Genomic DNA, 25167 nt, shown 5'->3' with positions numbered 1-25167 from the left:
GGGTTCTCGCGGGACTCTCAGGGCACGCTCAGGCGACTCTCATGAACGCGGTTCAGGCTTGCTGCCATGACCGAGAGCTTCCGCCGAAGCGGCGAGTACCCCCAGGGCCGGCAGCAGCACGCGCAGTCCTCGTATCCGGGGACCCCCGAGGCGGGCGGCGCCTTTCCGCCCCCGCCCGCCCACGACCCGCCGCAACCGCTGAACGCCGCCCCGGGTTCGGCGATGTGGCCCGCTCCCACGCCGGAGGCCTCCCCCGCGCCGCCCGCCCCGCCCGCACGCCGGCGGCGGGTCAGGGGTCCGCTCGGGCTGCTCGCCGCGGTCGCCATCGCCGCCGCGGCCGTCGGCGGCGGCACCGCGTACGCCTTCCAGGAGCTGACCGGCAAGCAGTCCACGTCCGCCTCCGCCGGCACGAGCGTCGTGCCCACCAGCCAGAAGGGCACCGTCTCCGGTGTCGCCGCGGCCGTCAGCCCGGCCATCGTGGAGATCAACGCCACCTCGAACGCGGGCAGCTCCACCGGCTCCGGTGTCGTCATCACGAGCGACGGCGAGATCGTCACCAACAACCACGTCGTCTCCGGCGCCTCGACGGTCAAGGTGCGGACGAGCGACGGCAAGACCTACACCGCCGAGGTCGTCGGCACCGACGCCAAGAAGGACCTCGCCCTCATCAAGCTGAAGAACGCGTCCGGCCTCAAGACCGCGTCCCTCGGCGACTCCGACAACGTCAAGGTCGGCGACGAGGTCGTCGCCATCGGCTCCCCCGAGGGCCTGACCGGCACCGTCACCAGCGGCATCGTCTCCGCCCTCGACCGCGACGTCACCGTCTCCACGGACGAGGAACAGCAGCAGCAACAAGGCGACGGCGGCGACGGCCGGTGGCCGTTCGAGTTCGGCGGGCAGCAGTTCAACGGCGACACGGGCTCGTCGAAGACGACGTACAAGGCCATCCAGACCGACGCGTCCCTCAACCCCGGCAACTCCGGCGGCGCCCTCATCGACATGAACGGCAACATCATCGGCATCAACTCCGCGATGTACTCGGCCAGTTCGGACAGCGGGTCGGGATCGTCCGGCGCGGGCAGCGTCGGACTCGGCTTCGCCATCCCCGTCAACACCGTCAAGGCCGACCTCGACTCGCTGCGCAGCGGGGGCACCTCCGGCAGCTGACCCCGGCCGCGCACCGCCGCGCCGCACGCACCCGCAGCGCCGCCGTGCGAGGCTGATACCGGCCCCCCACCCCCTCCGCATCCCCGAGGAAGCCAGCCCATGAGTCCCGCCGAAGGCGACCGCGAACCCCAGCGCATTCTCATCGTCGACGACGAACCCGCCGTCCGCGAGGCACTGCGGCGCAGCCTCGCCTTCGAGGGGTACGGCACGGAGGTCGCGGTCGACGGCGCGGACGCGCTCGACAAGGCGGCCGCGTACCAGCCCGACCTGGTCGTCCTCGACATCCAGATGCCGCGCATGGACGGCCTCACGGCCGCCCGGCGGCTGCGGGCCGGCGGGTCCCGCACCCCGATCCTCATGCTCACGGCCCGCGACACCGTCGGCGACCGCGTGACCGGACTCGACGCGGGCGCCGACGACTACCTGGTCAAGCCCTTCGAACTGGACGAACTGTTCGCGCGGGTCAGGGCGCTGCTGCGGCGCAGCGCCTACGCCTCCGCGGCGGGCCCGGCGGACGACGCGGGTGACGTCCTGTCCTTCGCGGACCTGCGGATGGATCTCGCGACCCGCGAGGTCACGCGCGGCGCGCGCACCGTCGAACTGACCCGCACGGAGTTCACGCTCCTGGAGATGTTCCTGGCCCATCCGCGCCAGGTCCTCACCCGCGAGCAGATCCTCAAGGCGGTGTGGGGCTTCGACTTCGAGCCCAGCTCCAACTCCCTGGACGTGTACGTGATGTATCTGCGGCGGAAGACGGAGGCGGGCGGCGAGCCGAGGCTCGTTCATACGGTTCGGGGTGTGGGGTACGTGCTGCGCTCGGGCGGGAGCGAATGAACCGGGTCGTCCGCTACTTCCGGAAGCTGCCCCTCAGATCACGGCTCTCGGTGTTGTCCGCCGTCGCCGTGGCGTTCGCCGTGGCCGCGGTGTCGGTGACCTGCTGGTTCATCGTGCACGACCAGCTGTACAGCAAGCTCGACGACGACCTGCGCGACGCCATCCCGGGCGCGCAGGCCGCCCAGTACGCCGAACTGGTGTCCCACTGCACCACGACGACCGCCGAGGACAACGGCTTCGGCCACCCCCAGGTGTACTACGTCCAGGTCGTCGACAGCCACGGAACGGTGTGCGTCGCCCCGAACTCGCTCGGCACCGTCGAGGCCACCTCCAGCGACCGGGACATCGCCCGGCGGGGCGACGCCGATCACGTCTACTTCCGCAACGGCGTCGACAGCGACGGCAAGTCCCTGCGTGTCGCCACCCGCGCCGCGGTCACCGACGGCCCCGCGCGTGCCGTGGTGCAGAACCTGGCTCTCACGGTCGCCGTGCCCCTGACGGACACGGACAGGACCCTCAACCACCTCGCGCTGGTCCTCCTGATCATCGGGGGGATCGGAGTCGTCGGCGCGGGAGCCGCCGGACTGTGGGTGGCCCGCACAGGGCTCCGCCCCGTCGACGAACTCACCGACACCGTCGAACACGTGGCCCGTACCGAGGACCTCACCGTCCGGATCCCCGTGGAGGGCGACGACGAGATCGCACGCCTCTCCGCGTCCTTCAACTCCATGACCGCCTCTCTCGCCTCCTCCCGCGACCTCCAGCAGCAGCTGATCGCCGACGCCGGGCACGAGCTGCGCACCCCGCTCACCTCCATGCGCACCAACATCGAGCTGCTCACCCGCAGCGAGGAGACCGGACGCGCGATCCCGCCGGACGACCGCAAGGCGCTGATGGCCTCGCTGAAGGCGCAGATGACCGAACTGGCCGCGCTCATCGGGGACTTGCAGGTGCTGTCCCGTACGGGGCTGGCCGGCGGGGACGGCCCGCTCAAGGTCGTCTCGCTGCACGACACGGTCCGCACGGCGATCGAGCGGGCGCGGCTGCGCGGACCCGAACTGACGATCACGTCCGATCTGGCCCCCTGGTACGTACGGGCCGAGCCCGCCGCCCTGGAGCGCGCGATCGTCAATCTGCTCGACAACGCCGTCAAGTTCAGCCCGCCGGAAGGAACCCTCGAGGTCCACCTCATGCGCGGCCGGCTGACCGTGCGCGATCACGGTCCCGGCATTCCGGCCGATGAACTCCCGTACGTCTTCGACCGGTTCTGGCGTTCGCCGACGGCGCGGGCGCTGCCGGGCTCGGGCCTCGGCCTGTCGATCGTGGCCCGCACGGTGGAGAGCTACGGCGGCACCGTCGAGCTCGGGGCCGCGGAGGGGGGCGGCACGGTCGCGACGGTGCAGCTGCCGGGCGCGCCCACGCCTCCGCCGGAGGTCCCCGAAGAGGCCGCGGGCCCCGCCTGATCCGGACAACGGGCCCAGGGACCTCCTACCGGCCGAAGCCGAGGCCCTCCCCCGTCAGGCCGACCCGGATCCCGTCCTTCTCGACCCGCACGTCACTCAGCCGGACGTCACCCCTGCCCGCGCCCGGCAGTTTCGGCAGCCGGAACGCCAGCGAGAGGCGGTCGGCGAGTTCGGGGCGGGTGAGGCGGGTGAGGCCCTGGAGCAGTGCCGGGTCGAGGCCGAACTTCTTCAGGAGCGCCGGGTGCGCGAGCGCGAGGTCGACCAGGTTCAGGGACATCAGCTGGTGCACGAAGCGCGGCGATCCGGTGAGTTCGCTCAGCCGCCGGTCGCTGCGCAGCGCCGCGCGTACGGCCGAGTCGGGCACGCCGAGCCGGTGCACGAGGGACGGCACGGACAGCAGGGCCTTCGCCTTCGCGGTCTCGCTCGCGAGGCGCGCCACGGAGCGGCGGCTCAGATGCAGGCCCTCGGAGGGACGCGTGCCGGGCCGGTACGTGGCGAGGTCGCCGATGTCGAGCCGCATGCCGCCGATGTCGGTGGCGATGCCGGTGTCGCCGATGCGCCGGATCGTGGCGTCGGCACGCACCTTCAGGTCGTGTCCGGCGACGGGCAGTGTGCCGCGCGCGAGGACCCGGTCGCGGCCCTGTCCGCTGAACGTGACCTGGGAGGCGCCGAGTTCACGGTTCAGGTCGTCGAAGGTGAGCAGGACCTCGCCGGTCATGCCGCCGATGCGGGCGCCGCGCACGTCGGTGGGCCCGTCGCCGTCGATGCGTACGTCGCGGACGGTCGCGGAGACCTTGGCGAGGGAGACGCGGCTCGCGGCGACGTCGGGGACGGTGACCTTCACCTCGTCCAGGCGCCGGTCGGCGAGCTGGGTGAGGAACGGGAAGCCCTCGATGTCGACCTCGGGCGCGGCGCTCAGATGCAGCTGGTCCTTGAGCCGGTCCGCGGCGCGGTGCTCGGCGTAGAGGAGGGCCCAGCGGTCCGCGAGGGTGACGAAGGCGGCGAGGACGAGGATCCCGACGACAGCCTTCGTGGCGAGCGGCAGCCCGGCGAACCGGTTGCGGCGGCGGCTGCCGCGGCGGTGGTTGGGCCTGGACCAGGGCTGGTCGTCGGGCCCCGCCTCGGGGTCTTCCTCGTGGAGGAACTCGTCGAGCGGATTGTCCGCGAGGGCGCCCAGCTCGTCGTACGGGTTGTGCGGCACAGTGCCCGATGGAACGGATTCCTCCGTACGCCCATCAGACAGTTCGGCGGACTCGGACGTGAACATGGCTATGCGGTGGGGGGAACGCATCGTGAGATTTCACCACACGTCCCGACCCCACCGCTAAGCATTACTCCCAGTAAGGGACGATTCAGGCCCCCAACTCGGCCGTGCGATACGTCACTTCACGATCGTGATCCGGTCCGCCTTCGGGGGCGCGATCGGTGACGCGGCCGACGAGTTGGCCGTCAGGTAGTCGTTGAACGCCTTCAGGTCGTCGCTGCCGACCAGCGGGTTCTTGCCCTGGCCGAGCGCTGCGAAGCCGTCGCCGCCGCCCGCGAGGAACGAGTTCATCGCGACGCGGTACGTCGCCGCCGGGTCGATCGCGGTGCCGTTCAGCCTGATGGAGTCGACGACGACGCGGGCCGCGCCCGTCTTCGTCATGTCGAGCGTGTACGTCAGGCCCGCCGACGGCTGGAGGATCTTCGGCGAGGCCTCGTTGGAACCGCTGACCTGCTGCTGGAGCGCGGTGATGACCTGCGCGCCGGTCAGGTCGGCCAGGTTCACGGTGTTGCTGAAGGGCTGCACGGTGAAGCCCTCGCCGTAGGTGACGACGCCGTCGCCCTCGCTGCCGCTCGCCTTGTACACGAGGTCGGAGCGCACGCCGCCGGGGTTCATCAGGGCCAGCGAGGTCTTCGGGTCGAGGGTCTTGCCGTGCGCCAGCTGCGCGTCCGCGATCAGATCACCGAGCGGCTCCTCCGGCGAAGCGGCGCCGCGGCCCGGGATGTCCGCCGAGATGTACCCGACGGGCTGGCCGGCGACGGGCGCGGCGAGCTTGTTCCAGCGGCCGATGAGCGCCGTCATGTCCGCGGCCTTCGGCTGCGTGCGGCTCACCACGTGGTTGGCCGACTTCACCGACGTACGCACGATGTCCTTGGTGCGGCGGTCGTACGTCAGTGTCGTGTCCGTGTAGAGCTTCCCGTACGAGGACGCCGAAGTGACCATGCGGGGCTTGCCGGACGGGTCGGGGATCGTGCAGACGTACGCGTTGTGCGTGTGCCCGGTGACCAGGGCGTCGACCTTCGGTGAGATGCCCTTGGCGATGTCGACGATCGGGCCCGAGATGCCGGCGCCGCCGCTCGGGGAGTCGCAGTCGTAGTTGTACGAGCCGGAGGCCGGCACGCCGCCCTCGTGGATGAGCGTGACGATCGACTTCACGCCCTGCCGGTCGAGGATCTTCGCGTACTTGTTGACGGTCTCGATCTCGTCGTGGAACTTCAGGCCCTTGACGCCGTCCGCGGAGACGATGTCGGGGGTGCCCTCAAGGGTCACGCCGATGAACCCGATCTTCACGCCGTTGTGCTGCCACACCCAGTAGGGGGCGAGGATCGGCTTGCCGGTCTTCTCGTCCGTCACGTTGGCGGCGAGGTAGGGGTAGTCGGCGCCCCTGAACTTCTTGCCGTCCTCGAAACAGCCGTCCTTGGGGTGGCAGCCGCCGTTCTGCATGCGCGCCAGTTCCGTGGCGCCCTCGTCGAACTCGTGGTTGCCGACGCTCGTGACGTCGAGGTCGAGCTTGTTCATCGCCTCGACGGTGGGCTCGTCGTGGAAGAGCCCCGACAGCAGCGGGCTGGCCCCGATCAGGTCGCCGGCCGCGGCGGTGACGCTGTACGGGTGACTCTTCCTGGCGGTCCGCAGGGACGTGGCGAGGTACTCGACGCCGCCCGCGTCGACCTTCCTCGTGGTGCCGTCCGGCAGGTTCTCCGTGACCTGGCCCGACGAGCCGGCCGGGGGCTCCAGGTTGCCGTGGAAGTCGTTGAAGGAGAGCAGCTGCACGTCGACCGTGCGGCCGCCCTTGCCCCCGTGGTGCCGGTCCTGCGTGGCGTTCGCGGGCAGCGCCGCGACGAGCGCGCCGACGGTGGCGAACCCGGCCGCCGCGGCGAGTATCCGCGATGCGCGACGTCCGGGCCTGTGCGGTGTCAGCGAATTCATGGGTGCGTCCCCCTGTGTGGGTGCTGTGAGACGGAAGTGCCGGCGGTGTGTCGTGACCAAGTCGGCAGCCTAAGGTCAACGCGCGTAGCACGACAGGTGTTTGCCGGTTACGAGCTGATTGCCATCACCCGGCAGCAGGCCCGGCGCGGGCCCGTCGCCGTACCCTCTTGTCCATGACCAGCGATGCCGTGCCCACCGCCCCCGACCGCCAGATCAAGACGCTCACCGCCCTCACTCCCGACCAGGCGGAAGCCGTCCTGGAGCTCCTCTCGGACGCCGCCCGCGCCGACGGGCAGCAGGCGGTGTCGGAGCAGGGCAGGCTGCAGCTGCGCGGCGGCCCCAGGGAGGGCGTGCGCCACTTCCTGCTCACCGTCGACGGTGAGCTGATCGGGTACGGCCAGCTGGAGGACACCGACCCGATCGAGGCACCGGCCGCCGAGCTCGCCGTGCACCCCGCGTACCGCGGGCACGGGCACGGGCGGGCGCTCGGCTCGGCGCTGCTCGGCGCGTCCGGCAAGCGGCTGCGGGTCTGGGCGCACGGCGGCCACTCGGCGGCCCGGCACCTCGCGCAGGTCCTCGGCCTGACCCTGTTCCGCGAACTGCGCCAGATGCGGCGCCCGTTGGCCGAGGGCCCCGAGCTCGCCGAGCCGGTGCTGCCCGCGGGCGTCGCCATCCGCACCTTCGTGCCCGGCGAGGACGACGCGGCCTGGCTCGCGGTGAACGCGGCGGCGTTCGCCCACCACCCCGAGCAGGGCTCGCTGACCCAGCGCGACCTGGACGACCGCAAGGCCGAGCCGTGGTTCGACCCGGCCGGCTTCTTCCTCGCCGTACGGGAGAGCGACGGCGAGGTCATCGGCTTCCACTGGACGAAGGTCCACGCCGAGGAGCAGCTCGGCGAGGTGTACGTCGTCGGGGTCGCGCCGGGCAACCAGGGCGGCGGCCTCGGCAAGGCGCTCACCGCGGTGGGCCTGCGGCATCTGGAGAGGTCGGGTCTGCCGACGGCGATGCTCTACGTGGACGCCGACAACAAGCCCGCGGTCACGGTCTACGAGCGCCTCGGCTTCGTCACCCACGAGACGGACCTGATGTACCGCACGGAGTCGTAGTCCGCAGGACCGGCGAGCGGCCGGCAGGCACCCGAGGGGCAGTCGTCACTTGACACTGCCCCTCTCTTGCACCACCCTTTCACTACTTGATTAGTGAAAGGGTGGTGTTGAGGAACGTGGTCGAGTACCGGATCGACCGGCGCAGCGGCGTCGCCACCTATCTCCAGATCGTCCAGCAGACCCAGCAGGCCCTGCGCCTCGGTCTGCTGGAACCCGGCGACAAGCTGCCCACGGCCCGCGAGGTCGTCGAAGCCACCGCGATCAACCCGAACACCGTGCTCAAGGCGTACCGCGAACTGGAGCGAGAGGGCCTGGTCGAGGCCCGCAGAGGTCTCGGCACCTTCGTCCGCAGGACGCTCGGCGCGGCCCCGGCCGACTCGCCGCTGCGGGCCGAACTCGCGGACTGGGCCCGGCGGGCCCGCTCCGCGGGCCTCGACCGCGAGGACGCGGCCGCCCTGTTCGGCGCCGTACTGGACGAAAACTTCCCGAAGGGGGATCAGTGAGTTCCACCAGCAGCACCCCGGCCGTCGCCATCGAGGCGACAGGGCTCTGCAAGCGCTACGGCCGCCACGGTCACGCCGCGCTCGACCAGTGCTCCTTCCGGCTGCCCGCCGGGCGGATCAGCGCCCTGGTCGGGCCCAACGGGGCGGGAAAGTCCACCCTCCTCGCGATCGCCGCCGGGCTCCTGCGCCCCACCTCCGGACACCTCACCGTCCTCGGCGCCGCCCCCGGCGTGCACCGCGACCGCGTCGCCTACCTCTCGCAGGACAAGCCGCTGTACCCGCAGCTCTCCATCGCGGACACCCTGCGCATGGGCGCCGAGCTGAACCCGGGCCGCTGGGACGCCGCGTACGCCGACAGGATCGTCGAGCAGGGCGACCTCGACCCAGGGGCCCGGGTCCGCTCGCTCTCCGGCGGACAGCGCACCCGCGTCGCGCTCGCCCTCGCGCTCGGCAAGCGCCCCCAGCTGATGCTCCTCGACGAGCCGATGGCGGACCTCGACCCGCTGGCCCGCCACGAGCTGATGGGCACGCTGATGGCGGACGCCGCCGAACACGGCACCACCGTCCTGATGTCGTCGCACATCGTCGCCGAACTGGCCGACGCCTGCGACCACTTGCTGCTCCTGGGCGCCGGCCGCATCCGGCTCGGCGGCGGCATCGACGACCTGACGGCCGCGCACAGCCTGGTCACCGGGCGCGGCGCGGCCGCCGACCTCGCCCCGCACACCGTGGTCGAGTCCCGCGCCGCCGGCCGGGGACTGACCGCCCTCATCCGCCGCGACGGCCCGCTCGACAGCGCCTGGGAGGCGCAGGAGCCGTCCATGGAGGAGCTGATCCTCGCCCATCTGCGCAACCCCGGCGCCCCGGCCCTGATCACCCCGGGCACGACCGCGTCCGCCGTGGCGGTGACGGCATGACCTCCGCGACCCCGACCGCCGAGCGTCCCGCCGAGAGCCCCGCCCGGCGCCGCGTCCCCGGCCCCGACGGCCTCGTCCGGACCGTGCTGCGGCTGCACCGCACCGCACTGTGGGTGTGGAGCGCCTACGTCGTCATCACCGTGGGACTGCTCCTGTGGCTGTGGGGGCCCGGCGCGAACGCGGCACAGAAGGCGTTCGACACGTTCGGCTACTCCGGGGCGCAGGACAACGCGTACCAGGGGTCGGCCCCGATCATCCGCATCGGTGGCTCGTTCGACTCGCTCTTCTACGAGCCGTCCTCGCTGATAGGCATCGCGTCGTGCGCCATCGCCGTGTTCGCCGCGGGACCGCTCATCGCGCGCGAACTGGAGCTGGGGACCGCCCAGCTGGCGTGGACCCAGTCCGTGTCGCCCGCCCGGTGGCTGGCCGCGAAGCTGGCCGTGCCCGCGGTGTTCGTCGGTCTCGGCACGGGCCTGATCGTCGTCCTGTACCGGCTCGTGTGGAACGCGCACAACCACCTGCTGATCGCGGGCATCGGCCCCCGCTCGTTCTCCTTCTCCATCGGCCCCGCCACCGTCGCGACCGCCCTGTTCGGCCTCGCCGTCGGCGTACTCGCCGCACTGGTCCTGCGCCGCACGCTGCCCGCCCTCGTGGCCGCCGGTGCCGTGCAGCTCCTGACCGGCGCGCTGCGCGGCAACAACTGGCCCTTCCAGCACTCGCCGTTCTCGCGCCTGCAGCCCGAACTGCCCGTGTACAGCAAGGCGATCACGTCGTCGGGCGCCAGGGTCCCCGACCCCGGCTGCTACCTGAGCCAGAAGTGCCTCGACCGGCACGACATCACCGGCTTCACCCGCACCTACCTCCACTCCCCCGACTACTGGCCGCGCCAGCTCACGGAGACGGGCATCCTGCTCGCCCTGACCGCGCTCGCCGTCGTCGGCGCGTTCCTCGTCCTGCGCAGGTACCAGCCGCGCACGCGCCGCCCGAAGAACACGCACGAGCCGAAGAAGGAGACCGCCGCATGAGCACCGCCACCTTCTCCCCCTCGACCGGGCTGACCTGGACCGTGCTGAAGGTGCACCGGCTCGCCCTGTGGCTGTGGGTCGCGTACGTCGCGATCACCGCGGCGATGCTGCTGTGGCTGTGGGGACCGGGCACCTCCGGGATCCACATCACCGGCAGGTGCGTCGCGGGCGTCATGAACACCTGCACGGCCACGGGGCCGGGAGCCGGCACGTACGAGTTCGTCCTGCCGCTCACCACGAGCCTCATCACGCTCGTGCCCGGGATCGCGGCCGCCTTCGCGGGCGGGACCCTCTTCGGCCGCGAGCTGGAGCGCGGCACGGCCGCCCTCGCCTGGACGCAGTCCGTCTCCCCGGCCCGCTGGCTGGCGACGAAGTTCGCCGTCCCGGCCGCCTTCCTCGTCGTCGGCACCGGCATCCTCGTGGTGCTGCGCCGCCTGGTGGCGTCGAGGGCGAGCGGCCTTCCCGAGAACCGGTGGTTCACCGACGGCGTCTACGGCGCCCTCGGCCCGACCGCCGTCGCACTCCCGCTGCTCGGCCTGGCCCTCGGCGCGCTGGTGGCGTTCATCGCCCGCAGCGTGATCACCTCCGTCTGCGTGTCCCTCTGCCTCACCGGCATCGCGATCACCGCGCTCGGCGAGGTCCGCGGCCGCCTGTGGCCCCCGGTGACCGTCACCGGGAATGTCCGCGAGGGATACCGGGGCTTCACCGGCCTCTTCCTCGACGAGGGCGCGGTCACCGGAAGCGGCGCCCACATCGCGGACCCCCTGTGCGTCGACGACAAGAGCTGCCTGGTCGAGCACAACGTGACGGGCTTCTACCGCGAGTTCCAGCCCCCCTCCCACTTCTGGCCGCTCCAGCTCGTCGAGACCGGCATCCTCCTCGCCCTGACGGCGCTCGCGGTGACGGCGGTCTTCGCCCTCCTGCACAGGAACCAGCGGCCCTGACGGCGTCCGGGGCATGGCGGGGCGTCCCGGAGACGTCCGTGGGACGCCCCGCCATGCCCCGCACGTCATGTCGCCGTAACCAACCATTCAGACGGGCTTGCCACCCTCTCAGAATGCAGCCCGCCGCGCCCGACCCCACCGGGGCCCCGGCGGAGCACTCCCCGAACGGGAGACTCCGCCTCACGCCCGCGCTCTCCGACGCGCCCATCGTGGTCCGGGCGCGGAAGAATGGGTCTATGAGCCAGCAGAGCGCCCAGGACCAGGCATCCGACCGGCAAGCGCAGCCGTCCGTAGGTTCGATAGCCGCGCACCGCCCGCACACGGTCGCGGGCGGTGACTTCGAACCCGAGCTCCCCGAGCTCACGGCAGACATCGACGCCGACCCCGACGAGTTCGAGGACTACAGCGCCGAGCTGCCCCAGGGCCGCTTCCTCGACCGGGAGCGCAGCTGGCTCGCGTTCAACGAGCGCGTCCTCGAACTGGCCGAGGACCCGGACACCCCGCTCCTGGAGCGGGCGAACTTCCTGGCGATCTTCGCGTCCAACCTGGACGAGTTCTTCATGGTCCGCGTGGCCGGACTCAAGCGACGTATCGCGACGGGCGTCGCCACCCGTTCGGCCTCAGGGCTCCAGCCCCGTGAAGTCCTCGAGCTGATCTGGAACCGCTCGCGCGAGCTCATGGCCCGGCACGCCGCCTGCTACCAGGAGGACGTCGCCCCCGCGCTGGCCGACGAGGGCATCCACCTGGTGCGCTGGGAGGAGCTCACCGACAAGGAGCAGTCCCGGCTCTTCACGCTGTTCAAGCAGCAGATCTTCCCGGTGCTCACCCCGCTGGCCGTGGACCCCGCGCACCCGTTCCCCTACATCTCCGGCCTGTCCCTGAACCTCGCCGTCGTCGTGCGCAACCCGGTCTCCGGGCACCGCCACTTCGCGCGCGTCAAGGTGCCGCCGCTGCTCTCCCGCTTCCTGGAGGCCTCGCCGCAGCGCTACGTCCCCATCGAGGACGTCATCTCGGCGCCCAAGCACCTGGGTGAGCTGTTCCCCGGCATGGAGGTCCTGGAGCACCACATGTTCCGGCTGACCCGGAACGAGGACCTGGAGGTCGAGGAGGACGACGCGGAGAACCTCCTCAAGGCGCTGGAGAAGGAGCTCATGCGGCGCCGCTTCGGACCGCCGGTGCGGCTGGAGGTCGAGGAGACCATCGACCGGTACGTCCTCGACCTCCTCGTGCGCGAGCTGAAGATCAGCGAGTCCGAGGTGTACCCGCTGCCGGGTCCCCTGGACCTCACGGGCCTCTTCGGCATCTCCGGCCTCGACCGGCCCGAACTGAAGTACCCCAAGTTCATCGCGGGCACCCACCGCGACCTGGCCGAGGTCGAGTCCTCGTCCGCGCCCGACATCTTCGCCGCCCTGCGCGAGCGGGACGTGCTGCTCCACCACCCGTACGACTCGTTCTCCACGTCCGTGCAGGCGTTCCTGGAGCAGGCCGCCTCCGACCCGGACGTCCTCGCCATCAAGCAGACGCTGTACCGGACCTCGGGCGACTCGCCGATCGTCGACGCGCTGATAGACGCCGCGGAGTCCGGCAAGCAGGTCCTCGTCCTCGTCGAGATCAAGGCCCGCTTCGACGAGCAGGCCAACATCAAGTGGGCGCGCAAGCTGGAGGAGGCCGGCTGCCATGTCGTGTACGGCCTCGTCGGCCTCAAGACGCACTGCAAGCTGTCGCTCGTGGTGCGTCAGGAGGGCGACACCCTGCGCCGCTACTGCCACGTCGGCACGGGCAACTACCACCCGAAGACGGCCCGCCTCTACGAGGACCTGGGCCTGCTCACCGCCGACTCGCAGGTGGGCGCCGACCTCTCCGACCTCTTCAACCGGCTGTCGGGCTACTCGCGCCGCGAGACGTACCGCCGTCTCCTCGTCGCCCCCAAGTCCCTGCGCGACGGCCTCATCTCGAGGATCAACAACGAGGTCCAGCACCACCGCGCCGGCCGCCCCGCCTACGTCCGCTTCAAGGTCAACTCGATGGTCGACGAGGCCGTCATCGACGCGATGTACCGGGCGGCGCAGGCCGGCGTGCCCGTCGACGTGTGGGTCCGCGGCATCTGCGCCGTGCGGCCGGGCGTCGCGGGCCTGTCGGAGAACATCCGCGTACGGTCCGTGCTCGGCCGCTTCCTGGAGCACTCCCGGGTCTTCGCCTTCGGCAACGGCGGCGAGCCCGAGGTCTGGTTCGGCAGCGCGGACATGATGCACCGCAACCTCGACCGCCGGATCGAGGCCCTGGTCAGGGTCTCGGACCCGGCTCACCGCGGCGCCCTGAACCGGCTCCTGGAGACGGGCATGTCCGACACCACCGCCTCCTGGCATCTGGGACCGGACGGGAACTGGGTCCGGCACGCCAAGGACGCGGAGGGCCGGCCCCTGCGGAACGTACAGGAGATGCTCATAGACGCCCGGAGGCGCCGGCGTGGCACAGCAACACCTTGAGACGACGGGAGCGGAGGGTTCCGCGGGCGAGGTCGTCGCGGCCTATCTGCGCGAGCAGGCCACGGAGTTCCTGCGCTCCCTGCGGCAGCACCGCGAGAGCGGTGGCTCCGCGCCCGGGGGAACCGCCGAGGAGGCGGCCGAAGCGGCGCGCGCCCTGCGCCGCTCGGCCCGCCGCATCAGCGGCACCCTGCACACGTTCCGCCCCCTGCTCGACCCCGAGTGGTCCGACGCGCTGCGCCCCGAACTGGCATGGCTCTCGGGCACGTTGGCGCAGGAGCACGCGTACGCGGGCCGCCTGGAGCGGCTGCTGTCGGCGCTGCACCGGCTCTCCGGCGCCCACGCGGTACCGGCCCAGACCCCCGCTGCCGCCCCGGGGCGGGTGGGCACGGCCCAGCTGCACCGGACCGAGCACACGGCGTCGGGGAATCTGACCGTGGGCGCCGCAAAGGCGGGCGCCCTGCTCGAGCGCCAGCTCACCCTCGCCCGGACCAGAGCCCACTCCACGGCGCTGCAGGCACTCGGCTCGTCCCGCTTCCACGCGGTCGCGGACAACGTCGCCGTACTCGCCAGCGAGGTCCCGCTGCGCGCCACCACGGCCGACCTCGACGCGCTGGCCGCCTCCGCCGAGTCCCGCCTCGCCGAGGCCGTCGCCGCGCTGCCCCTCCACCGGGCGGGCCACCCCTACAACGCGGAGGCCCTCGTGCAGGGCCTCACCGCCGACACGGCACCCCCGTCCCAGGACGCCCCCTGGCACCACGTACGCCTCCTGCTGCGGCTGCACCGCTACGCCCAGGAGGTCGTGCCGTGCGCATCCGGTACCGGCGGCGGGCCGGCCGACGCGGAGACCGAGGCGGCCGCCGCGCTGGACCGGCACCGGGACGCCGCCGAGGCCGCGGCCGCCGCCGCCCACGCGGCCCGCACCCCGCGTATCGCCCCGGCGACGGCCTACGCGCTCGGCGTCCTGCACGCCGACCAGCGCCACGAAGTGGAAGCGGCCCGTTTCGCGTTCCAGCGGGCCTGGCTGAAGGAGACGGTCCGCACCCCATGAGCAGCGGCGACAACGACGTCGTCCGCGCCGCCGGCTGTGTCCTGTGGCGCCGCCCCCCGTACGACGACGTTCCCCAGGCCCTCGACTTCGTTCGAGCGAGGGAGGACCCGATCGAGATCTGCCTCGTGCACCGGCCCAAGTACGACGACTGGTCGCACCCCAAGGGCAAGCTGAAGCGAGGCGAGGAGCCCCTCGCGGGCGCGCTGCGCGAGGTCGAGGAGGAGACCGGCTTCCGGTGCGCTCCCGGCGCCCGCCTCCCCACCACCCGCTACGTCGCAGGCGGCCGTCCCAAGCGCGTCGACTACTGGGCCGCCGAGGCGACGGACGGCGGGTTCAGGCCGAACCGCGAGGTCGACCGTGTCGCCTGGCTCTCGCCGACCGCGGCCCGCCACCGTCTGACCCAGCCCCGCGACAGGACGCTCGTCGACGCCCTGCTGAGCGCCCTCCACCTGGCATAGTCGCAGCGTGTGCTCGCGTCATCACAAAACGTCACACAGTACCTCACCGCACCGACCGCCGAGGTTCACCCGCCGTTCACTCATGCCCATCGGTCGCTTCACCTGTCCTGCCTAATTTCGGCCTTACACGGTGCGAGTCGCTCACACGGGCGAACACCGCACCGCCTACCTGGAACGAACAGACTTCGCACGCCGTCCCGGATCACCGACCGGCGGCTCCTGGAAGGAACATCCGAAAGTGAAGCTTCAGCGCAAGAACCGGCTCCGCGCCCTTTCGCTCGGCGCCATCGCCGTCTCCGGCGCCCTGGCCCTCACGGCGTGCGGCTCGGACGACACGAGTGCCAACGGCGGCTCGAGCAGCGGCCCGACGGCCAAGGCCGGCAGCATCAAGTGCGGCGACGCCAAGGGCCAGCTGCTCGCCAACGGTTCCTCCGCGCAGGCCAACGCCATCCAGGCCTGGGTCAAGGCGTACACCGCCGAGTGCAAGGGCGTGCAGATCAACTACAAGCCCGAGGGTTCGGGCGCCGGTGTCACGGCGTTCACCCAGGGCCAGGTCGCCTTCGCCGGCTCGGACTCCGCTCTGAAGCCCGAAGAGGTCGCCGCCTCCAAGAAGGTCTGCTCCGGCGGCCAGGGCATCGACCTCCCGATGGTCGGCGGCCCGATCGCGGTCGGTTACAACGTCCCGGGTGTCGACAACCTGGTCCTGGACGCCAAGACCCTCGCCCAGATCTTCGACGGCAAGATCAGCACCTGGGACGACGAGGCCATCGCCAAGCTGAACCCCAAGGCGAAGCTGCCCAAGACCAAGATCCAGGCGTTCCACCGCTCGGACGAGTCCGGCACCACCGACAACTTCACCAAGTACCTCAAGGCCGCCTCCCCGGCGGACTGGAAGTACTCGGGCGGCAAGGCCTGGCAGGCCAAGGGCGGCCAGTCCGCGCAGGGCTCCTCCGGCCTCGCCCAGCAGGTCAAGCAGACCGCCGGCGCGATCTCCTACTTCGAGCTCTCCTACGCCAAGGACGGCATCAAGACGGTCGACCTCGACACGGGCGCCTCCGCGCCGGTCAAGGCCACCGTCGAGAACGCCACCAAGGCGATCTCCGAGGCCAAGACCGTGGGCACCGGCAAGGACCTGTCCCTCGAGCTGAACTACGCGACGAAGGCCGACGGCGCCTACCCGATCACCCTCGTCACCTACGAGATCGTCTGCGACAAGGGCAACAAGGCCGACACCTTCCCGGCCACCAAGTCCTTCCTCACCTACATCGCGAGCCAGGACGGCCAGGACTCCCTGGCGGCCCTCGGCTACGCGCCGATCCCCTCCGAGATCAACACCAAGGTCCGCGACACCATCGCGAGCCTGAGCTGACCCAGCGTGCGGCCCGCCCCTCACCGGGGGCGGGCCGCACCGTCCGGTGCACCGCCGCCTGGAGCCGCCCGACCGCGGCTCCGCAGACCGGAGAACCCCATGGATATATCCACGAAGACGACTGCTCCACCCACCCCCGCCGACCCGCCCACGCCCGCGCTGCAAAAGAGCGCGTCCCGCGGCGCCACCCGCCCCGGTGACCGGATCTTCCTCGGTCTCTCGCGCGGCTCCGGCATCCTGCTTCTGGTGATCATGGCCGCCATCGCGGCCTTCCTCACCTACCGCGCCTCGTTGGTGCTGTCCAAGAACGACGGCAACTTCCTCACGACCTTCGAGTGGAACGCCAACGCGACCCCGCCGGTCTTCGGCATCGCGGTCCTCGCCTTCGGCACGATCGTCTCCTCGGTCATCGCCATGGCGATCGCCGTCCCGGTCGCCGTCGGCATCGCGCTGTTCATCACGCACTACGCGCCGAAGAAGATCGGCGGCACGATCGCGTACGTCGTCGACCTGCTCGCCGCCGTACCGTCCATCGTGTACGGCCTGTGGGGCGCCCTCTTCCTCGTGCCGCACCTCACCGGCTTCTACAGCTGGCTCGACGACTACTTCGGCTGGACCGGCATCTTCGAGTGGCAGGGCGGCGCCCCGCGCACCCTCCTCGCCGTCGGCATCCTGCTCGCGATCATGATCCTCCCGATCATCACGAACGTCAGCCGTGAGGTCTTCCGGCAGGCGCCCCTGATGCATCAGGAGGCCGCACTCGCGCTCGGCGCCACCCGCTGGGAGGTCATCCGCATGTCGGTGATCCCCTTCGGCCGCTCCGGCGTCATCTCCGCCTCGATGCTCGGCCTCGGCCGCGCGCTCGGCGAGACCATGGCCGTCGCGACGGTCCTCTCCCCCAGCTTCGAGATCAACGCCAGCCTGCTCGACCCGGGCGGCGGCACCTTCGCGCAGAACATCGCCGCGAAGTTCAGCGAGGCCACCGAGCAGGGCCGTGACGCGCTCATCGCCTCCGGTCTGGTCCTGTTCATCATCACGCTGGTCGTGAACGGCGCGGCCCGCGCGATCATCGCCCGCCGCAAGGAGTACTCGGGGGCCAACGCATGAGCAACGCAACGATGACCCCGCCGGCCCCCGGCACCAACTCCCTCAGCGCCGCGCGCCTGCCGCGCTGGTCCCCGTACGCCATCGCCGTCGGCGCCGTCGCGATCGGCTGCGCGATCGGCCTGGGCGCCGGACTCGACAGCCAGATCCAGTGGGGTCTGATCGCCGCGGTCCTGTTCGTGCTCGGCACGTTCGGCATCGCCACCGCGGTCGAGGGCAAGCGCCAGGCCAAGGACCGCGTCGCGACCAGCATCGTCTGGGTCGCCTTCATCCTCGCCGTGATCCCGCTGGTCTCCCTGATCTGGGAGACCGCCTCGCGCGGCGTGAAGGTCCTGGACGTCTTCTTCCTGACGCACTCGATGGGCGTCGTCACCGACTACGAGCCGGGCGGCGGCATCTACCACGCCATCATCGGCACCCTGGAGCAGGTCGGCCTCGCCACTCTGATCTCCGTGCCGATCGGCCTGCTCACCGCGATCTACCTGGTCGAGTACGGCCGGGGCAAGCTCGCCAAGGCGGTCACCTTCTTCGTCGACGTCATGACGGGCATCCCGTCGATCGTCGCGGGCCTGTTCATCCTCAGCTTCTGGATCCTGATCCTCGGCTTCAGCTACTCCGGCTTCGCCGGGTCGATGGCCCTTTCCATCCTGATGATCCCGGTCGTCGTCCGCTCCACCGAGGAAATGCTCAAGCTCGTCCCGAACGAGCTGCGCGAGGCCTCCCTCGCGCTCGGCGTACCGAAGTGGCGCACGATCCTCAAGGTCGTCCTGCCGACGTCGATCGGCGGCATCACGACCGGTGTGATGCTGGCCATCGCCCGTATCGCCGGTGAGACCGCGCCCGTGCTGCTCCTGGTGTGGGGCAACCCGCTCATCAACACGGACCCGTTCCAGGGACCCCAGTCCTCGCTGCCGCTGTACATCTACCAGCAGTACCAGAACAGCGGCGGCAGCCCGGCGGCGTACGACCGTGCCTGGGCGGCGGCTCTCGTCCTCATCGCCTTCATCATGATCCTCAACCTGGTGGCCCGCGGCATCGCCCGCTGGAAGGCACCAAAGACGGGCCGCTGAAGCGGCCATCCTCAGCGACCCTCAGCACTTCCCTTCCGAAAGCAGTGATCCCCATGGCCAAGCGAATCGACGTATCGGGCCTGACCGCGTACTACAGCTCCCACAAGGCGATCGAGGACATCTCGATGACCGTGGAGCCCCGCTCCGTGACGGCCTTCATCGGCCCGTCCGGCTGCGGCAAGTCCACCTTCCTGCGCACCCTGAACCGCATGCACGAGGTCACCCCCGGTGGCCGCGTCGAGGGCAAGGTGCTCCTGGACGACGAGGACCTCTACGGCACCCACGTCGACCCGGTCGCCGTGCGCCGCACGGTCGGCATGGTGTTCCAGCGCCCGAACCCGTTCCCCACCATGTCGATCTTCGACAACGTGGCGGCGGGCCTGCGCCTGAACGGCTCGTACAAGAAGAGCGAGCTCGGCGACATCGTCGAGAAGTCCCTCAAGGGCGCCAACCTCTGGAACGAGGTCAAGGACCGCCTCAACAAGCCCGGCTCCGGCCTCTCCGGCGGCCAGCAGCAGCGTCTGTGCATCGCCCGCGCCATCGCGGTCGAGCCCCAGGTGCTCCTCATGGACGAGCCCTGCTCGGCCCTCGACCCGATCTCGACCCTCGCCATCGAGGACCTGATCGGCGAGCTCAAGGAGCGCTTCACGATCGTCATCGTGACGCACAACATGCAGCAGGCGGCCCGCGTCTCGGACCGCACGGCGTTCTTCAACCTGTCCGCGGTCGGCCAGCCCGGCAAGCTCGTCGAGATCGACGAGACCGAGCGGATCTTCTCCAACCCGTCGGTCCAGGCCACCGAGGACTACATCTCGGGCCGCTTCGGCTAGACACCACCTGCTCCTTGCGGTGCTGCATGGCGGTGCCACCGCAAGGCAAAGGGCCCGCCCCCTGGCTCCCGGGGGGCGGGCCCTCTTTCGTTCGTACGCCTGCGTACGGGACGTGCTAGCCGAAGGCCAGGTTCACGACCCAGAAGCTCCCCGCCGCGACCAGCGCCGCGGCCGGCATGGTGATGAACCAGCCGAGGACGATGTTCTTGGCGACGCCCCAGCGGACCGCGTTCACACGCTTGGTCGCGCCCACGCCCATGATCGCCGAGGTGATGACGTGCGTCGTCGAGATCGGCGCGTGGAACAGGAACGCCGAGCCGAACATGATCGACGCACCGGTCGTCTCGGCCGCGAAACCCTGCGGCGGGTCCAGCTCGATGATCTTGCGCCCGAGGGTGCGCATGATGCGCCAGCCACCCGCGTACGTACCGAGGGACAGCATCAGCGCGCAGACGAGCTTGACCCAGACCGGGATCGGGTCGCTGTAGGTCTCGTGCCCGGAGATGACCAGGGCCATCACCACGACACCCATCGTCTTCTGCGCGTCCTGGAGACCGTGGCCGAGCGCCATGCCGGCCGCCGACACCGTCTGCGCGATACGGAAGCCGCGCTTGGCCTTGTGCGGGTTGGAGCGCCGGAACAGCCACAGGATCGCGCACATGACGAGATAGCCGACGATCAGACCGATCACCGGCGAGGTGAGCATCGGGATGACGATCTTGTCGAGCACGCCGGTCCAGTGGACCGCCGTCCCGCCGGCGAGCGCCGCGCCGACCATGCCGCCGAACAGCGCGTGCGACGACGAGGACGGCAGCCCGAAGTACCAGGTGACGAGGTTCCAGATGATCGCGCCGACGAGCGCCGCGAAGAGGATGCCCATCCCCTTGTCGCCTTGCGGCGTGGCGATGATCCCCTCACTCACCGTCTTGGCGACGCCGCTGCCCATGAAGGCACCGGCGAGGTTCATGACCGCGGCCATCGCGAGCGCCGCGCGGGGCGTCAGCGCACGCGTGGAGACCGACGTGGCGATCGCGTTCGCCGAGTCGTGAAAGCCGTTCGTATATGTGAATCCGAGCGCGACGCCAATCGTCACGATCAGTGCGAAGGTGTCCATGAGAAGGCCTCAGGACTCCTTGACGGCGATGGTCTCCACCGTGTTCGCCACGTGCTCGAAGGCATCCGCCGCCTCTTCGAGCACATCCACGATCTGCTTGAGCTTCAGCACCTCCATGGCGTCGTACTTGCCGTTGAAGAGCTGCGCGAGCAGCTTGCGGTGGATCTGGTCGGCCTGGTTCTCGAGGCGGTTGACCTCGATCCAGTACTCGGTGAGGTTATCCATGGTCCGCAGGTTCGGCATGGCCTCGGCGGTCAGCTCGGCCGCGCGCGCCAGAACCTCGATCTGCTGCTCGACACCCTTGGGCAGCTCTTCGACCTGGTAGAGGACGACGAGGTCGACGGCCTCCTCCATGAAGTCCATGATGTCGTCGAGGGACGACGCGAGGTTGTAGATGTCCTCGCGGTCGAAGGGCGTGATGAACGAGGAGTTCAGCTGGTGGAAAATCGCGTGGGTGGCGTCGTCACCGGCGTGTTCCGCTGCCCGCATCCGCTCCGCGATCTCGGCCCGGGCGGAGGAATCCGCCCCGAGCAGTTCCATCAGGAGTTTCGAGCCCGTGACGATGTTGTCCGCGGATGCGGCAAACATGTCGTAGAAGCTCGTCTCCCTGGGGGTCAGACGAAAGCGCACGTGGGGTCCTCGGGGTGCTTTGGATTCGGTCAGGCTGATGCTAGGCGCATCATCCGGCCACGGCTAACCGGCAATACCCCAGTGTCGCCCATCAGACACTGTGATCAGCACTGGGTCCCGCGAACCCGTCGGACCCCCTCGGAATTCGGTACCATATACCCACCAGGGGTATACAACGGGAGGACGCGATGACCACGGAGGCGACCGAGATCGTGACCGACCACGACGGTGAGAACGTGACGGACCACGACGGTGAGAACGTGACGGACCACGACGGTGAGAACGTGACGGACCACGACCGTGGAATCCACGGGTACCACCACCAGAAGGCCGAGCACCTCAAGCGCCTGCGCCGCATCGAGGGCCAGATCCGGGGCCTGCAGCGCATGGTCGACGAGGACGTCTACTGCATCGACATACTCACGCAGGTCTCCGCTTCCACCAAGGCCCTCCAGTCCTTCGCGCTCCAGCTCCTCGAGGAGCACCTGCGCCACTGCGTCGCCGACGCGGCGGTCAAGGGCGGCGACGAGATCGACGCGAAGGTCGAGGAGGCGACGAAAGCGATCGCGCGGATGCTGCGCACCTGAGGCGCCCGGGACGCGCACCGCGCTCCCTGCCCCTGTGAGATACGTGACCCGGAGCCGGGGCGCGCCGGCCCCGGCGCGCCCCTCACGGGTTCAGGACTCCCCGGAACCCTCGTCCCGGGGCCACCGCTCCTCGGCGACCCTGAGCACCTCGTCGATACGGTCCGCACTGAGCCGGTCCTCATCCGCGGCCGACGCCGCGATGATCAATTCACCGCACAGCTCGATCTCGGCGAGGGCGACGTGGTCATGAACCGCCGTGCCGCCCACCGGAGCCACGTTCATCACCTCTTCCAGCCGTAAGCCGTAGCCGTAACCGACTTCCTAGAGTAGGGAGCGGCCTACGCGCCGCGCATGGCACGGACGGACCATTTCCGGACGGCTAATTCTCGGCGATCTTCCCGGCGAAGATGTCCTTTGTGTCGGGAAGTTCGATATTCGCCGAAATCCCGAAGCCGTCGAGAAGAGTGGTGGACGCCACATCGACGACCTCCCTCTTCCCGCCCTTCCCCTTCACCGCGGCCGTCACCTTCGTATTCACGAAGCTGAACCGGTGGCACACCTTCCTGATCCGGCCCTCGGCGTCCAGGTACACGTCGAACGGCACCTGGTCCTTGGCGAACCCTTTCGCCGCGGCCTCCAGCGCCGGCCGGCCGGCCGGGGAGGCGGCGCGGGCGGCGGCCGCCATGTCGACGGTCCCGCGGTAGTGCCGGACCTCCGCCCCGGCGAGCTCGCTCTCCCCCACGTACGTCACCTTGCGCGCGCCCCGCAGCAGTTCGGCGGCGGCCAGCGGATCCGTGGCCCCGCCCGTGACCAGGTTCCCGTCCGACATGGTGGCCGTGTCGACCCGCACCCACTTGTCGGCCGGCACCCCCGCGCCCCGGTTCTTCATGTACAGGGCGCCGGGCGCCAGGAGTTCGGTGATGGGCCGGTGTTCCTCGGCGCCGGAAGGATCCTGCGGAAGCACGACCTTCAACTGCCCGACGCGCGCCCGGTAGTCGTAGACGCCCTCGCCCCTGATCGTGACGCGGGTCCCGCCGCTCGCCATCTCCATGGACGTACGGGCTTTGGAAGTGCCCGCCCTGACCAGGCGGTCGGCCGCGTCGTGCACGGCGGCGGCGGACTCGGCCGGGCTCTCGTTGTCCGCCTCGGCGGCGGCCGAACAGCCGGTGGCGAGGCCCATCAGTCCGACCGCCGCGGCCGCCGCGACCGCCCGTGCTGCGTGTCCGTGCTGCACCATCGCCTGTCTGCCCCCATGCCTGTCCGAGCGTCCGCGGCCCCTCTGTCGACCGGATAACGACGGTTGCCTGTACCCGTCACGCGTACCGTTGAGCTGTGGCACACGAGCAGTCCGAACTCCCCGGGACCCACCGAACGACCACGGCCGAACAAGGCCGCTTCTGCCTGGCCCGCTGCACATGCGGCTGGCGCGGCCCCTCCCGCAGAGCCCGCTCGAAGGCGAGAACCGACGCCGAGGAGCACACGGCCCACCCCTGACCCGACCGCCCGGCATGGAACCCCCCGCTTCCTGGAGACGTCTCGTACCCCGGGAAACAACGGGAGGCGTCCATGGAACGGCGTACGTTCATCGCAGTCGGCGCGGCCACCGTCGCGGCAGGCGCGGCCACGGCATGCAGCACCGGCGCGGCGGGGGCCGGGGGGCGGACCACGCCCGGCGCGACGAGCAGCGCGCCCATCCGCACCACCGGCGCGAGCGCCTCCGCCGCGGCGAACCTCAAGGCACTCGCCAAGGACCTCGACGGCACCCTCGTCACCCCCGGCCAGGCCAAGTGGGCGGCCGCGCGCCAGCTCTACAACACCCGCTTCGACAGCCTGAAGCCGACCGCCGTCGCCTACGTCGCCCACCCCGACGACATCCGCACCACGCTCGCCTACGCGCGGGCCCACCACGTCCCCGTCTCGATCCGCAACGGCGGCCACTCGTACGCGGGCTGGTCGTCCGGCGACGGCCGCCTGATCCTCGACGTGTCCAAGCTCTCCGCGATCAGGGCCTCCGGGAGCGAGGCCGTGGTCGGCGCGGGCGCCAAGCTCATCGACATGTACCGGGCGCTCGCCGCGAAGGGCGTCACCGTCCCGGCCGGCTCCTGCCCCACCGTCGGCGTCTCCGGCCTCACCCTCGGCGGCGGCCACGGCGTCGTCTCCCGCGCCTACGGCCTGACCTGCGACAGCCTCACCCAGGCCACGCTGATCACGGCGGACGGCAAGCAGGTCGTCGCGAACAAGAGCGAGAACAAGGACCTGTTCTGGGCCCTGCGCGGCGCGGGCAACGGCAACTTCGGCGTGGTCACCGAGCTCCGCTTCCGCACGCACCCCGCCCCGCAGGCCGTCTCCGCGTACATGACCTGGCCCTGGTCGAAGGCCACGGCCGTCCTCAAGGCCTGGCAGGAGTGGGGCCCTTCGCAGCCCGACGAGATCTGGTCGTCCTGCCACATAGCCAACGCCGCGGGCGGCCGGCCGACCATATCGATCGCCGCGTTCTCCCTCGGCACGTACCGCGAGCTCCAGAACGCCGTCGACCGCCTCGCCGACGGCCCCGGCGGCCCCGGCCCCGCGTCGAACGTCTCCCTCAAGCGGCGCTCCTACGAGGAGTCGATGGAGGTGTACGCGGGCTGCTCGGCGTTCGCCGAGGACGCGATGTGCCATCTGCCGGGCACCACCCCGGGGCGCAGCACACAGGGGGCGCTGGGGCGCGAGACGTACGCGGCCCGCTCGGACTTCTTCGACCGCTCCATCTCCTCGGCCGGCATCCGCGCCATGTTCGCCAAGATGGAGAACGTCACCTCGGGCGCCGGCAGCATCGCGCTGACCGCGCTCGGCGGGGCGATCAACCGCGTCGACCCGACCGCCACCGCCTTCGTGCACCGGCGCTCCCGGATGCTCGCGCAGTACATCGTGTCCTGGCGGGCCGGAACATCCGGCTCCACCGCCCGTGGCTGGCTCGATTCCACCCACGCGGCGATGCGCCCGTACGCGTCGGGGGCGGCGTACCAGAACTACACGGACCCGACGCTGACGGACTGGCGCAAGGCGTACTACGGCGACGCGGCCGCGCGCCTGACGACGGTCAAGAAGCAGTACGACCCGAACCGCTTCTTCACGTTCCCGCAGGCACTCTGAGGGCCCCTTCGTTCCAGTGCGCCCTGATCCGCGCCCCCTGAGGGGCGCGGGGACTGCGCGCCCAGCCACCACCGCGCCGACGCCGACGCACGACCGTCGCGGCGGCGAGCGCCCCCCGGACGGCTCAGGGAAACACGCCCTCGGCTGGCCCAAAGGAGGGCGCCGGGGTCCGCTGGAACCATGAACA

24 protein-coding genes are annotated in these 25167 nt (G+C 70.8%); 18 read left to right on the top strand and 6 right to left on the bottom strand.

Annotated features, from left to right (window positions below; genetic code table 11):
• Positions 1-66: 66 nt before the first annotated feature.
• The 3 genes from OHO83_RS24690 to OHO83_RS24680 all read left to right on the top strand — a co-directional run bounded on the left by OHO83_RS24690 (position 67) and on the right by OHO83_RS24680 (position 3464).
• Positions 67-1167, top strand: a complete 1101-nt coding sequence (locus tag OHO83_RS24690; protein ID WP_266671989.1) for a S1C family serine protease — start codon at positions 67-69, stop codon at positions 1165-1167.
• Between the two features lie 99 nt (positions 1168-1266).
• On the top strand, positions 1267-2001 hold the full coding sequence (locus OHO83_RS24685; RefSeq protein WP_266671991.1) for a response regulator transcription factor: 735 nt from the start codon (positions 1267-1269) through the stop codon (positions 1999-2001).
• Entirely contained in the window at positions 1998-3464 is a 1467-nt protein-coding gene (locus tag OHO83_RS24680) for a HAMP domain-containing sensor histidine kinase (protein WP_266671993.1), read from the top strand. The genes OHO83_RS24685 and OHO83_RS24680 overlap by 4 nt, the downstream gene beginning before the upstream one ends.
• 25 nt (positions 3465-3489) lie before the next feature.
• Here OHO83_RS24680 and OHO83_RS24675 read toward each other — a convergent pair whose 3' ends face one another.
• A complete protein-coding gene (locus OHO83_RS24675) occupies positions 3490-4755 on the bottom strand; it encodes an LmeA family phospholipid-binding protein (RefSeq protein WP_266671995.1) in 1266 nt (421 codons plus the stop codon).
• A 90-nt stretch (positions 4756-4845) separates the two neighbouring features.
• Positions 4846-6654: a bifunctional metallophosphatase/5'-nucleotidase gene (locus OHO83_RS24670; protein ID WP_266671997.1), complete on the bottom strand. Its 1809-nt coding sequence runs from the start codon at positions 6652-6654 to the stop codon at positions 4846-4848.
• A 173-nt stretch (positions 6655-6827) separates the two neighbouring features.
• Between OHO83_RS24670 and mshD the strand changes: the two genes are divergently transcribed.
• The 12 genes from mshD (at position 6828) to pstB (ending at position 19514) form a co-directional block, all read left to right on the top strand.
• Positions 6828-7760, top strand: coding sequence for a mycothiol synthase (gene mshD, locus OHO83_RS24665; RefSeq protein WP_266671999.1), 933 nt, complete (start codon positions 6828-6830; stop codon positions 7758-7760).
• A 116-nt stretch (positions 7761-7876) separates the two neighbouring features.
• Positions 7877-8263 carry a GntR family transcriptional regulator gene (locus OHO83_RS24660; RefSeq protein ID WP_389573216.1) on the top strand — a complete coding sequence of 129 codons (387 nt, stop codon included), beginning with the start codon at positions 7877-7879 and terminating at the stop codon, positions 8261-8263.
• Entirely contained in the window at positions 8260-9180 is a 921-nt protein-coding gene (locus tag OHO83_RS24655; RefSeq protein ID WP_266672001.1) for an ABC transporter ATP-binding protein, read from the top strand. The genes OHO83_RS24660 and OHO83_RS24655 overlap by 4 nt, the downstream gene beginning before the upstream one ends.
• Complete coding sequence (locus OHO83_RS24650) at positions 9177-10205, top strand: hypothetical protein (protein ID WP_266672003.1); 1029 nt, start codon at positions 9177-9179, stop codon at positions 10203-10205. The genes OHO83_RS24655 and OHO83_RS24650 overlap by 4 nt, the downstream gene beginning before the upstream one ends.
• On the top strand, positions 10202-11149 hold the full coding sequence (locus OHO83_RS24645) for an ABC transporter permease (protein ID WP_266672005.1): 948 nt from the start codon (positions 10202-10204) through the stop codon (positions 11147-11149). Before OHO83_RS24650 ends, OHO83_RS24645 begins: the two co-directional genes overlap by 4 nt.
• Positions 11150-11262: 113 nt before the next feature.
• A complete protein-coding gene (locus tag OHO83_RS24640) occupies positions 11263-13635 on the top strand; it encodes an RNA degradosome polyphosphate kinase (RefSeq protein WP_405600374.1) in 2373 nt (790 codons plus the stop codon).
• Positions 13616-14683 carry a CHAD domain-containing protein gene (locus tag OHO83_RS24635; protein ID WP_266672009.1) on the top strand — a complete coding sequence of 356 codons (1068 nt, stop codon included), beginning with the start codon at positions 13616-13618 and terminating at the stop codon, positions 14681-14683. The genes OHO83_RS24640 and OHO83_RS24635 overlap by 20 nt, the downstream gene beginning before the upstream one ends.
• Positions 14680-15141 (top strand): NUDIX hydrolase, encoded by a 462-nt coding sequence (locus tag OHO83_RS24630; RefSeq protein WP_266672011.1) that lies wholly within the window; start codon positions 14680-14682, stop codon positions 15139-15141. The genes OHO83_RS24635 and OHO83_RS24630 overlap by 4 nt, the downstream gene beginning before the upstream one ends.
• 238 nt (positions 15142-15379) lie before the next feature.
• On the top strand, positions 15380-16510 hold the full coding sequence (gene pstS, locus OHO83_RS24625; protein WP_266672013.1) for a phosphate ABC transporter substrate-binding protein PstS: 1131 nt from the start codon (positions 15380-15382) through the stop codon (positions 16508-16510).
• A 99-nt stretch (positions 16511-16609) separates the two neighbouring features.
• Positions 16610-17617, top strand: a complete 1008-nt coding sequence (pstC, locus tag OHO83_RS24620) for a phosphate ABC transporter permease subunit PstC (RefSeq protein WP_266672015.1) — start codon at positions 16610-16612, stop codon at positions 17615-17617.
• Positions 17614-18684, top strand: a complete 1071-nt coding sequence (gene pstA, locus OHO83_RS24615; protein ID WP_266672017.1) for a phosphate ABC transporter permease PstA — start codon at positions 17614-17616, stop codon at positions 18682-18684. Before pstC ends, pstA begins: the two co-directional genes overlap by 4 nt.
• 53 nt (positions 18685-18737) lie before the next feature.
• Positions 18738-19514: a phosphate ABC transporter ATP-binding protein PstB gene (gene pstB / locus OHO83_RS24610; protein WP_266672019.1), complete on the top strand. Its 777-nt coding sequence runs from the start codon at positions 18738-18740 to the stop codon at positions 19512-19514.
• A 115-nt stretch (positions 19515-19629) separates the two neighbouring features.
• Here pstB and OHO83_RS24605 read toward each other — a convergent pair whose 3' ends face one another.
• Together OHO83_RS24605 and OHO83_RS24600 are read right to left on the bottom strand one after the other, a co-directional pair.
• The gene (locus OHO83_RS24605; RefSeq protein ID WP_266672021.1) at positions 19630-20628 is read right to left on the bottom strand and encodes an inorganic phosphate transporter; all 999 of its coding nucleotides are present in this window, start codon (positions 20626-20628) and stop codon (positions 19630-19632) included.
• A gap of 9 nt (positions 20629-20637) precedes the next feature.
• Complete coding sequence (locus OHO83_RS24600) at positions 20638-21258, bottom strand: DUF47 domain-containing protein (RefSeq protein WP_116512248.1); 621 nt, start codon at positions 21256-21258, stop codon at positions 20638-20640.
• 188 nt (positions 21259-21446) lie between these two features.
• Here OHO83_RS24600 and OHO83_RS24595 point away from each other — a divergent pair, with 188 nt between their 5' ends.
• On the top strand, positions 21447-21845 hold the full coding sequence (locus OHO83_RS24595) for a metal-sensitive transcriptional regulator (protein ID WP_323186890.1): 399 nt from the start codon (positions 21447-21449) through the stop codon (positions 21843-21845).
• A gap of 90 nt (positions 21846-21935) precedes the next feature.
• On the opposite strand, the gene OHO83_RS24590 is transcribed toward OHO83_RS24595, so the two are convergent.
• Positions 21936-22127: a hypothetical protein gene (locus OHO83_RS24590; protein WP_266672023.1), complete on the bottom strand. Its 192-nt coding sequence runs from the start codon at positions 22125-22127 to the stop codon at positions 21936-21938.
• Positions 22128-22224: 97 nt separating this feature from the next.
• Complete coding sequence (locus OHO83_RS24585; protein ID WP_266672025.1) at positions 22225-23082, bottom strand: hypothetical protein; 858 nt, start codon at positions 23080-23082, stop codon at positions 22225-22227.
• A 95-nt stretch (positions 23083-23177) separates the two neighbouring features.
• Between OHO83_RS24585 and OHO83_RS24580 the strand changes: the two genes are divergently transcribed.
• Positions 23178-23339 (top strand): hypothetical protein, encoded by a 162-nt coding sequence (locus OHO83_RS24580; protein WP_266672027.1) that lies wholly within the window; start codon positions 23178-23180, stop codon positions 23337-23339.
• Positions 23340-23411: 72 nt separating this feature from the next.
• The gene (locus OHO83_RS24575; RefSeq protein WP_266672029.1) at positions 23412-24980 is read left to right on the top strand and encodes an FAD-binding oxidoreductase; all 1569 of its coding nucleotides are present in this window, start codon (positions 23412-23414) and stop codon (positions 24978-24980) included.
• Positions 24981-25167: the final 187 nt, after the last annotated feature.

The sequence above is a fragment of the Streptomyces sp. NBC_00569 genome, assembly GCF_036345255.1.
Lineage (GTDB): Bacteria > Actinomycetota > Actinomycetes > Streptomycetales > Streptomycetaceae > Streptomyces.
This window is presented reverse-complemented; position numbering and strand designations above follow the sequence as displayed.

Coding starts and splice junctions, on each gene's coding strand:
- OHO83_RS24690 (WP_266671989.1), top strand. CDS start 67: ATGACCGAGAGCTTCCGCCGAAGCGGCGAGTACCCCCAGGGCCGGCAG.
- OHO83_RS24685 (WP_266671991.1), top strand. CDS start 1,267: ATGAGTCCCGCCGAAGGCGACCGCGAACCCCAGCGCATTCTCATCGTC.
- OHO83_RS24680 (WP_266671993.1), top strand. CDS start 1,998: ATGAACCGGGTCGTCCGCTACTTCCGGAAGCTGCCCCTCAGATCACGG.
- OHO83_RS24675 (WP_266671995.1), bottom strand. CDS start 4,755: ATGCGTTCCCCCCACCGCATAGCCATGTTCACGTCCGAGTCCGCCGAA.
- OHO83_RS24670 (WP_266671997.1), bottom strand. CDS start 6,654: ATGAATTCGCTGACACCGCACAGGCCCGGACGTCGCGCATCGCGGATA.
- mshD (WP_266671999.1), top strand. CDS start 6,828: ATGACCAGCGATGCCGTGCCCACCGCCCCCGACCGCCAGATCAAGACG.
- OHO83_RS24650 (WP_266672003.1), top strand. CDS start 9,177: ATGACCTCCGCGACCCCGACCGCCGAGCGTCCCGCCGAGAGCCCCGCC.
- OHO83_RS24645 (WP_266672005.1), top strand. CDS start 10,202: ATGAGCACCGCCACCTTCTCCCCCTCGACCGGGCTGACCTGGACCGTG.
- OHO83_RS24640 (WP_405600374.1), top strand. CDS start 11,263: ATGCAGCCCGCCGCGCCCGACCCCACCGGGGCCCCGGCGGAGCACTCC.
- OHO83_RS24630 (WP_266672011.1), top strand. CDS start 14,680: ATGAGCAGCGGCGACAACGACGTCGTCCGCGCCGCCGGCTGTGTCCTG.
- pstC (WP_266672015.1), top strand. CDS start 16,610: ATGGATATATCCACGAAGACGACTGCTCCACCCACCCCCGCCGACCCG.
- pstA (WP_266672017.1), top strand. CDS start 17,614: ATGAGCAACGCAACGATGACCCCGCCGGCCCCCGGCACCAACTCCCTC.
- pstB (WP_266672019.1), top strand. CDS start 18,738: ATGGCCAAGCGAATCGACGTATCGGGCCTGACCGCGTACTACAGCTCC.
- OHO83_RS24605 (WP_266672021.1), bottom strand. CDS start 20,628: ATGGACACCTTCGCACTGATCGTGACGATTGGCGTCGCGCTCGGATTC.
- OHO83_RS24595 (WP_323186890.1), top strand. CDS start 21,447: ATGACCACGGAGGCGACCGAGATCGTGACCGACCACGACGGTGAGAAC.
- OHO83_RS24590 (WP_266672023.1), bottom strand. CDS start 22,127: ATGAACGTGGCTCCGGTGGGCGGCACGGCGGTTCATGACCACGTCGCC.
- OHO83_RS24585 (WP_266672025.1), bottom strand. CDS start 23,082: ATGGTGCAGCACGGACACGCAGCACGGGCGGTCGCGGCGGCCGCGGCG.
- OHO83_RS24575 (WP_266672029.1), top strand. CDS start 23,412: ATGGAACGGCGTACGTTCATCGCAGTCGGCGCGGCCACCGTCGCGGCA.